This window comes from Thermovenabulum sp. (genome assembly GCF_049701175.1).
Lineage (GTDB): Bacteria > Bacillota > Thermosediminibacteria > Thermosediminibacterales > Thermosediminibacteraceae > Thermovenabulum.
Genome location: NZ_JBNATW010000001.1, coordinates 128,649 through 136,975 on the forward strand (window position 1 = coordinate 128,649; position 8,327 = coordinate 136,975).

Below are 8,327 nucleotides of genomic sequence, written 5' to 3' on the forward strand. Positions count from 1 at the left end.
AAAACGTGCGCTAAAATTTTTTTTAATATTTTACAGGTATCATCGAAATCCCGCCCATGTAAGGCCTTAAAACCTCCGGTATAACTACAGAACCATCTGCCTGCTGGAAGTTTTCAAGGATTGCTGCTGTTGTCCTGCCTACGGCCAAACCTGAACCGTTTAAAGTGTGAACGTATTGGGGTTTAGCTCCTTTTTCGGGCCTGTACCTTATTTCAGCCCTTCTTGCCTGATAGTCCTTAAAATTGCTGCAGGAGGAAATTTCAACATATCTGTTGTAGCTGGGCATCCATACCTCTATGTCATAAGTCTTTGCAGAAGAAAATCCTAAATCGCCAGTACATAGTGCTACTACTCTATAGGGCAAGCCTAAAAGCTGTAAAACCTCTTCAGCGTCCTTTGTAAGTTTCTCAAGTTCTTCCATTGAATTTTCGGGTTCACAGAATTTAACAAGTTCCACCTTGTTAAATTGATGCTGTCTTATAATCCCCCTAGTGTCCCTTCCTGCAGAGCCAGCTTCTGCCCTGAAGCATCCGCTGTAAGCCACATAGTATATGGGTAGCTGTTCCTTTTCCAGTATTTCGTTCCTGTGAAGATTGGTAACAGGTACCTCTGCGGTAGGTATCAAGAAATAATCGGTGTTGTTATACAATTTAAAGGCTTCTTCTTCAAATTTGGGCAATTGCCCAGTTCCCGTCATGCTGTCTCTATTTACGATAAAGGGCGGGAAAATCTCCTTGTAACCATGTTTTTCTATATGAAGGTCCAGCATGAAATTGATTAATGCCCTCTCCAATCTCGCTCCAAGCCCTTTATAAACCACAAACCTGGAACCGGTTATTTTGGCAGCCCTTTCAAAATCCAAGATATCTAAATTTTCCCCAATTTCCCAATGAGCCTTTGGAGAAAAATCAAATTCCCTCGGCGTACCCCATCTTCTTACCTCCACATTGTCAGCATCGCTTTTACCAACAGGTACCGTCTCGTCGGGAATATTGGGTATCATAAGGAGCATTTTATAAATTTCTTCATCAATCTGCTTTAACCTTTCATCCATCTCCTTAATTTTATCCGATACCTCTTTCATCTTAGCTATCAAATCTTCTGCTGGTTCTCCAGCTTTTTTTCTCCTTGCAATCTCTTCGGATTCCCTATTGCGCAAACTTTTCAGCTTTTCTACCTCTACAAGTAAATTTCTCCTTTCTTCATCAATTTTCAATAGCTGTTCTAAGTTAGTATTTGCTCCCCTTTTCTCCATTGCCTCTTTAACCAATTCGGGATTCGAACGGATAAGTCTGATGTCGAGCATTTTTTTACCTCCTCAGCTTAATGTTATTTATTTTTCATAAAAAAGTAAAATCCTCTCTCCCACAAGGGGCGAGAGGATATATCCCGCGGTACCACCCTAATTTTTTCTTTTAGCTTTAACGGTACTACCGTCGCCTTTAGCGATACTCAGGGGTGGAAATTGCAATCCTTTACCGGTTCGCACCAAAACACCGGCTCTCTGAAAAAGGCTATTGCAAATTTTCCCCCTCATTGCCTTTCTATCTACCTTTTTGAACAATTGCTTCCTTACAATATTTATATGTATATATGTAACATCCTCCTGCATTTCAATTATATACCATGACTACGAGAAAATCAAGCCGCCATTCATTCCCCGGTTGAAACGGGGGGGTATTCTGGCGTAAATATATTATCCTATAATTCGCTTTAAATTATTGGTTAAATACTGATTAATATAGTATAATATCAGTAAAAGATTTTATGGAGGGTAGCTTTTATGAACGATAAAATAAAGAAAATCGCTCTATTAGGACTTTTTTTAGCCTTAACAATTGTAGCAACTTCAATTTTAAAAGTTCCCGTTCCAACCTTTAACCTGTATTTCCACTTAGGGGAATCAATAATATACCTCACCGCATTAATCTTCGGAGGTATTCCTGCTGCAATAATTGGTGGAGTTGGCTCAGCTCTTGCGGATTTGATAGCAGGCTATCCCATGTGGGCTCCTATTACCCTATTTATTAAAGGGATTGAGGGATTTATAGCGGGCAGTTTAGCCGCAAAAGGAAGGATTTTTCAAGGTTTATTATTTGCAGGGATTTTTATGATTGCTTCCTATGCTACCGCTGCCGGAATACTTTACGGTATCGGTGCAGTACCTATTGAAATAGCGGGAGACAGCCTGCAGGTTTCGGTTGGCGCTATAATAGCAGCGCTTTTACACAGGAGGTTAAAAAATATTTCCTTCAACGATGAAGAAAAATTTTAGAAAGGGTTGGATTTATGCTGAAAATCGGTAAAATTCCACCTGAAATCCTAAACACTGCCGTATACCCTTTTTTAGGAGAAAAAAGAAAGGAAGTATTGGTCCACTCTTCCTTCGGTGAGGATTGCTCTATAATCGACTTTGGTGAAAAGGTGGCAGTTTTATCCTCCGACCCTATAACAGGTGCTGATAAGCTAAGTGCCTACCTCTCCGTTTTTGTCGCATGTAACGACCTTGCTGCATGTGGCGCAGTACCCATAGGGATTTTAGTCACACTGCTATTTCCGGAAAACAGCAGTGAAAATACCGTAAGGGATGTAATGGAAAATATTCACAAAGCGTGTTTAAAAATCGGAATTGAAGTGTTAGGAGGTCACAGTGAGGTCACAGGCGCAGTAAACAAAACTATAATCTCGACTACCGCCATCGGAGTTGCTTCAAAACAAAATTATATTACCTCATCAGGTGCAAAACCTGGAGACGATGTTATAGTCACAAAATATATTGGAATGGAAGGTACAGCCATATTAGCTACAGATTTTGAAGACGTTCTTTTAGGCTTTATGGATGAAAATAAGGTTAAGGAAGCACAAAAATTAATCGAAAATATAAGCGTCATTGATGAAGGAATTACAGCATCTTCCTTAGGCGCTTCCGCCATGCACGATATTACCGAAGGCGGAATACTCGGTGCAGCCTATGAAATTGCAAAGGCTTCTAATGTGGGAATTGAAATATATGAAGAAAGTGTCCCCATCCTTGAGGTTACCAAAGAAATTTGCAAGATTTTTAATATAAATCCGTTGGGCCTTATATCAAGCGGTTCAATGCTCATCTGTGCCAAAAATGGCCAAAAAATCGTAGAAGAATTAAATAAGTGCAGTATCAATGCCAAAATTATAGGAAAAATTACAGACAGCGGCAAATGCTTTTTGGTCAAAAGCAGTATAAAAACCGAATTTACGCCCTTTGAAAGGGATGAATTATTTGTTGCTATAGAAAACGCAAAAAAATTCTTAGAAAAATAGTGCTCTTTTTAGAGAGCACTATTTTTTATTATTATAATACTTTTTGCTATTTCCTCATCTGCAGCAATTTTTGTGTTCCCTATTTTAAAAACATAAGTAGGGAACTTCTGTAAAAGCTCCACCTTCAAGCCCGGTAATACTCCTAAAGCCATGAGCTTTTTTAATATTTTTGCATCCTTTGAATCAATTTTTACTATGATAGCTTCTTCTCCCGGTTTTAAAGAAGAAAGTTTCCCTTCTCTATTTCCCATTTTCATCCTTCCTTCCAAATCTTAACCTTTTCAAAAGTCCTACATTTTTTACATTTTCATAACCGCATCTGGGACACTTTACCTTGCCGCACCTTCCACTCATAGGACATCCGCTGCACGCCTTTACACCTTCGTCTCCTTCATCAAATTCATATCCGCAAAACCCGCATTTCATTTAAAAATTCACTCCCAAGATCTTAAATATCAGATTTAAAGCAAAACCCGAAAAAAATGCAAAGGGGATGATAAAACCTACAATAGCTAAGGCAGTTTTTAAGCCTCTTTCCTTAATCATGATGGAAAATTGAGCAATGCACGGCACAAATAATGTTAAAGTAACAGAGGCCACGACAAGTTGAGGTCCTGCTAATATTCCGGATTTTTGAAGGTCATAAAGTCCGGCTGCCCCGTAATCCCTTCTGAAAAAACCAAATAAAAAGGCTTCTGCTGTTTGCGGTGGTAAACCAAGTAGCTTCATAGCAGGCGAAAGAGCTGCTATTAAATAATCAAAAAGCCCTGTAATTTTACCAAACCATATTAACACACTTGCTAAGACAAAGAGGGGAACTATTTCTATAAAATACCAGTGCATCCTTGAAACAGTTTTTTCAATTATATTCGAAAGCTTAGGCATTCTAAGGGGAGGTAGCTCCATATAAAAGTTGGGTCTTTCTCCCGGCAGTACCTGAGCAGATAGATACCCGACTAAGAGGAATATAAGAGAAACAAATCCCACCCATATTACAAGTCCAACAGGTTTTTGGGAAAGAAGAGAAAGTATAACACCCAATTGAGCAGAACAGGGTATTGCAAGAGCAAGAAGCAGTGTAGCTATTATCCTTTCCCTTTTTGTTTCAAGGGTTCTGCTTACCAAAGTTGCCATTGTATCGCAGCCAAAACCTAAGATCATTGGTATTACGGCTCTACCGCTCAAACCTATGGATTTAAAAACTCTATCTATCAGCATTGCAAGACGCGGTAAATAACCCGTATCTTCTATAATAGAAAATACAAAGAAGAAAGTTCCTACAATGGGCAATACTATTGCCACAGCATACCTTATTCCTAGGGTGATAACACCGTAGTCAAAGGCTAAAAGCTCTTGAATGCTTTTATAGGGAATATAGGTTGTAACAAGGTTATTAATAAAGGGGTTAATGTAGCTCTCAAAAATGTCTCCCTCTATGAAGTCCACAAGGGTTCCAGCACCAAATTGTCCTACGAATTTATACAAACCGTAGTAAAGGATTAAAATTAGGATGGGTATTCCCGTGATTGGCTGCATCGTGATTTTATCCAGTAGGTCAGGAAAAGCAAAATTTTTTGTCCTTACTGCATCTTTACTAACCTCTTTAACTATTTCATTTACTTTTTTCTGTCTTTCCAAAGTTATAATATAATGAAGGGGTTCTTTATAACATTCTTTCGTTTTTGATATTATTTCTTCGATTTTACTTATTGATTTTTCTCTTGATTTTACATAATATGTTATTTCCTTATCTTCCTGAAGCAAAAGTAAGGCTATCGCTCTTTTTGAAATTTTATAGCTTGCCTTTAAATTTTCTTCTATCTCTCTTATCGCTTTTTCTATTATTTCATCGTAAACCATAATATTTTCTCTCCTAAGCGGCTCTTTTTCTAACATATTCATACACCTTCTTTTTCAAAACATCGATTCCTCTGTTCAATGCTGCAGCGGTACCTACAACAGGGATACCTAGAATTTCCGAAAGTTTTTCAATATCTATTTTTACTCCCAATTTTTCAGCTTCATCCATCATATTCACTACAAGCATTAAAGGCACCCCCGCCTCAATCAACTGGATGGTTAAGGGAAGCATCCTTTGTAAATTTTTTGCATCAACAACGTGAATAACTAAATCTGCCTTTTCATTAAATAATAATGTTCTTGTAACCCTTTCTTCTTCCGTTATGGGTATCATTGAATACATACCCGGTGTATCAATTACCTCAAAGTAAATGTTATTTATCCTGCTCATACCTCTAAAAATTTCTACCGTTGTCCCGGGATAGTTGGAAACCGTAGCATAAGTACCAGTAAGACGGTTGAATATAACGCTCTTTCCTACATTGGGGTTTCCAACGAGAATCAACTTTTTTCTATGATTTATATTAACGTTTTCTAAGTTTTTTGACCTATTTATGCTTTTTACAAATCGCATCACTTATATGCCCTCCTTTTAATGATAATTATTCTCATTTAACAATTAAAAAAATAAAATTAAGATGTTTTAAGATAAATAAGTTTTGCCTTATAGCTGTTTGTAGATAAAATTTGTAGATAAAAATAATATTAAATTCCTTCAATAATTAAATATATTTTAACCAGCATCATTTATTAACGATTTTCTTGATTTCTTAATTAATAATAATTGTTATTATATAATAATGATAATCATTCTCATTATGCTTTCAAAAAAATTATATAACACACCTTTTATATTGTCAATGAGAGTTTATTAATTATTTTTTCAAGACTTTTTCTCTAATAAAATCAAGACAATAAATCAGTTCTTCCTTTTCTTTATCCGATAAATCCTTTACCTTGTCAACGATATAGTCTATAAATACCTTTCTAAAATTATTTATCTCATCATAACCCTTTTCGGTAAGTCTCACCATGACAACTCGCCTATCTTCAGGCAGAAAAAACCTTTCAACCAATTTTTTTTCAATCAACCGGTCTACCATTACCGTCAGACTTCCCGTTGTTATATTCATATGTTCGCTAAGTTCCTTCATCTTTACTGGGCCGTATTCCTTTAATATGAAAAGGAGAGGATATTGGCTGGGAGTAGCTTCTAAATTACTATTGGTAAAATAGTTTTTAAAAAACTTTTTTGTCCATCTTTTCATTTCATAATTAAATTCTTCCATTTTTTGAGCAATTTCAAAATCATTAATCATAAACCTCTTCCTCCACCACGCCTTTATTTAATCCATGTACAGCAACACTTCTTTTCCATTTGCCTGAAAGATAATAAGCATAGCTTAAAAGGGTACTGATTATTGAACTTATGGACATTGCCAGCCAAATTCCGTTGCTGTTTAATAAAGTGTGAAAGGATAAAAAGTAGGCTAAAGGTATTCTTATTACCCAGAGGGAAACTATTGAAATAAGCATTGGTATAAAGGTAGCACCAGCTCCCCTTATTATTCCATTAACAACCCACATAAAACCAAAGGGAATGTAAGAAAAACCTAAAATTTTTAATATATTAGTCCCAGCCACCAATACATTTATATCATTTGTAAACATAGAAAGCAATATCTTTGGTATAGCATAAATTAAAATTGTTATTGATCCTGAAATAATCAAAGAAAGAATTCCTGCCCATTTTAATAATTCTGATACCCTTTCATATTTACCAGCACCGATATTTTGAGCGCTTATGGAAGAGGTAGCAAGTCCCACAGACATTGCAGGCAAAAACGCAAAGGAATCTATTTTGCTTGCGGCTCCCCACGCTGCCACAATATTAGGACCAAAGGAATTTACTATACTCATCATTGCTGTCATGCCAAGGGACACTACGGTTTGCTGTATCCCAGAAGGTAGTCCAATTTTAATTATTTTTACTGTGATATCTTTATCATATCCAAGCTCATTTAATTTAATAGAAAGAAGATGATTGTTTTTATTTAGATAATTTACTGCGAGGAAAAAGGATATAGCCTGAGCTATAACCGTTGCTAAAGCTGCTCCATTTATACCCATTTTAGGAATTGGTCCAATTCCAAAAATAAATATTGGATCTAATATAATATTTATAACTGTAGTATAAAAAAGAAATATCAGAGGAGTCCTTGAGTCCCCTAACCCTCTTAAAATAGCACTAACAGCGTTATAAGCAAAGGTAAATATTAGTCCTGCTAATATTATGTTTAAATACCCCGAAGCTGATTCCATAATTTCTTTTGGTGTGTTCATGATATTAAGAATAGGTTTATGGAATATTATTCCCACAATTGAGATAATTACTGCCGAAATGGTTAAAAGGTACATCGATGTGTTTATAGTTTTCTTAACCATATCAATATTTTTTGCTCCTTTATATTGACCCACTAGAACCGTTGTAGCCATTGTAATTCCCATTACCAATGAAATAAGGAGGAAAATTATTGGAAAACTTACCGAAACAGCGGCAAGGGCATTTGGTCCTAAAAATTTTCCAACCCAAATAGAATCTACTGTGTTATATAGGGTTTGAAGTATATTCCCTAAAAATAAAGGAATAGAAAATTTTATGAGGTGTTTTAATATACTACCCTGCGTAAAATCATAAGCGAATTTATCTCCTTTCAATTTATTCCACCTCTTTTTGTTTTTCATATATTGATTTTATTTTTTACTTTACTTAATTTTATCTATAATAATTTTTTACTTTTGCAGTTTATTTTTTTGGGACAAAGTCTCCTATATATGAAAACTTTTATTTTTTTATGTATCAATTGTCTCATTAAATTACCATTTTTTAATTAATATCTTCTTCATTTATTATATTTTTCACTTTAGTTTTTGCTTTAGTTTTTCTCCTTCAATAATAATTATTTATATAGCTCAGATTTTAATTAACATTAAGTCATATAATCATATTTATAAATTTTTTTACACTCTATTATTTTTATTTTCAAAGTTTTTAATAATAAATAAAGATTTCGGCAGCGACCTACTCTCCCGGGATTCCCCAGTACCATCAGCGCTGGAGGGCTTAACCTGTGTGTTCGGTATGGATACCGGTGTTTCCCCTCCGC

Annotated in this window: 9 protein-coding genes, 1 rRNA gene and 1 other annotated feature; of the genes, 2 read left to right on the forward strand and 8 right to left on the reverse strand. The window is 35.6% G+C overall.

The features are described 5' to 3' along the window. Positions 1-22: 22 nt before the first annotated feature. The gene (serS, locus tag ACPLVF_RS00610) at positions 23-1,306 is read right to left on the reverse strand and encodes a serine--tRNA ligase (RefSeq protein WP_424905883.1); all 1,284 of its coding nucleotides are present in this window, start codon (positions 1,304-1,306) and stop codon (positions 23-25) included. A 61-nt stretch (positions 1,307-1,367) separates the two neighbouring features. Next, positions 1,368-1,546: a binding site (T-box leader), on the reverse strand. Positions 1,547-1,783: 237 nt separating this feature from the next. Between serS and ACPLVF_RS00615 the strand changes: the two genes are divergently transcribed. After that, positions 1,784-2,275: an ECF transporter S component gene (locus ACPLVF_RS00615; protein WP_424905884.1), complete on the forward strand. Its 492-nt coding sequence runs from the start codon at positions 1,784-1,786 to the stop codon at positions 2,273-2,275. A 17-nt stretch (positions 2,276-2,292) separates the two neighbouring features. After that, complete coding sequence (locus ACPLVF_RS00620) at positions 2,293-3,300, forward strand: AIR synthase family protein (protein WP_424905895.1); 1,008 nt, start codon at positions 2,293-2,295, stop codon at positions 3,298-3,300. Between the two features lie 8 nt (positions 3,301-3,308). On the opposite strand, the gene ACPLVF_RS00625 is transcribed toward ACPLVF_RS00620, so the two are convergent. From ACPLVF_RS00625 to rrf, 7 genes are all read right to left on the reverse strand, one after another. Beyond that, a complete protein-coding gene (locus tag ACPLVF_RS00625; protein ID WP_424905885.1) occupies positions 3,309-3,551 on the reverse strand; it encodes a FeoA family protein in 243 nt (80 codons plus the stop codon). Further along, complete coding sequence (locus ACPLVF_RS00630; protein WP_424905886.1) at positions 3,541-3,726, reverse strand: hypothetical protein; 186 nt, start codon at positions 3,724-3,726, stop codon at positions 3,541-3,543. Before ACPLVF_RS00630 ends, ACPLVF_RS00625 begins: the two co-directional genes overlap by 11 nt. Continuing rightward, on the reverse strand, positions 3,727-5,196 hold the full coding sequence (locus ACPLVF_RS00635) for a nucleoside recognition domain-containing protein (protein ID WP_424905887.1): 1,470 nt from the start codon (positions 5,194-5,196) through the stop codon (positions 3,727-3,729). Next, positions 5,174-5,734, reverse strand: a complete 561-nt coding sequence (locus tag ACPLVF_RS00640) for a FeoB small GTPase domain-containing protein (protein ID WP_424905896.1) — start codon at positions 5,732-5,734, stop codon at positions 5,174-5,176. The genes ACPLVF_RS00635 and ACPLVF_RS00640 overlap by 23 nt, the downstream gene beginning before the upstream one ends. A gap of 301 nt (positions 5,735-6,035) precedes the next feature. Continuing rightward, positions 6,036-6,479 carry a MarR family winged helix-turn-helix transcriptional regulator gene (locus ACPLVF_RS00645; RefSeq protein WP_424905888.1) on the reverse strand — a complete coding sequence of 148 codons (444 nt, stop codon included), beginning with the start codon at positions 6,477-6,479 and terminating at the stop codon, positions 6,036-6,038. After that, positions 6,472-7,878, reverse strand: a complete 1,407-nt coding sequence (locus tag ACPLVF_RS00650; protein ID WP_424905889.1) for an MATE family efflux transporter — start codon at positions 7,876-7,878, stop codon at positions 6,472-6,474. Before ACPLVF_RS00650 ends, ACPLVF_RS00645 begins: the two co-directional genes overlap by 8 nt. A gap of 351 nt (positions 7,879-8,229) precedes the next feature. Continuing rightward, positions 8,230-8,327, reverse strand: a 5S ribosomal RNA gene (gene rrf / locus ACPLVF_RS00655); the annotation flags it as partial.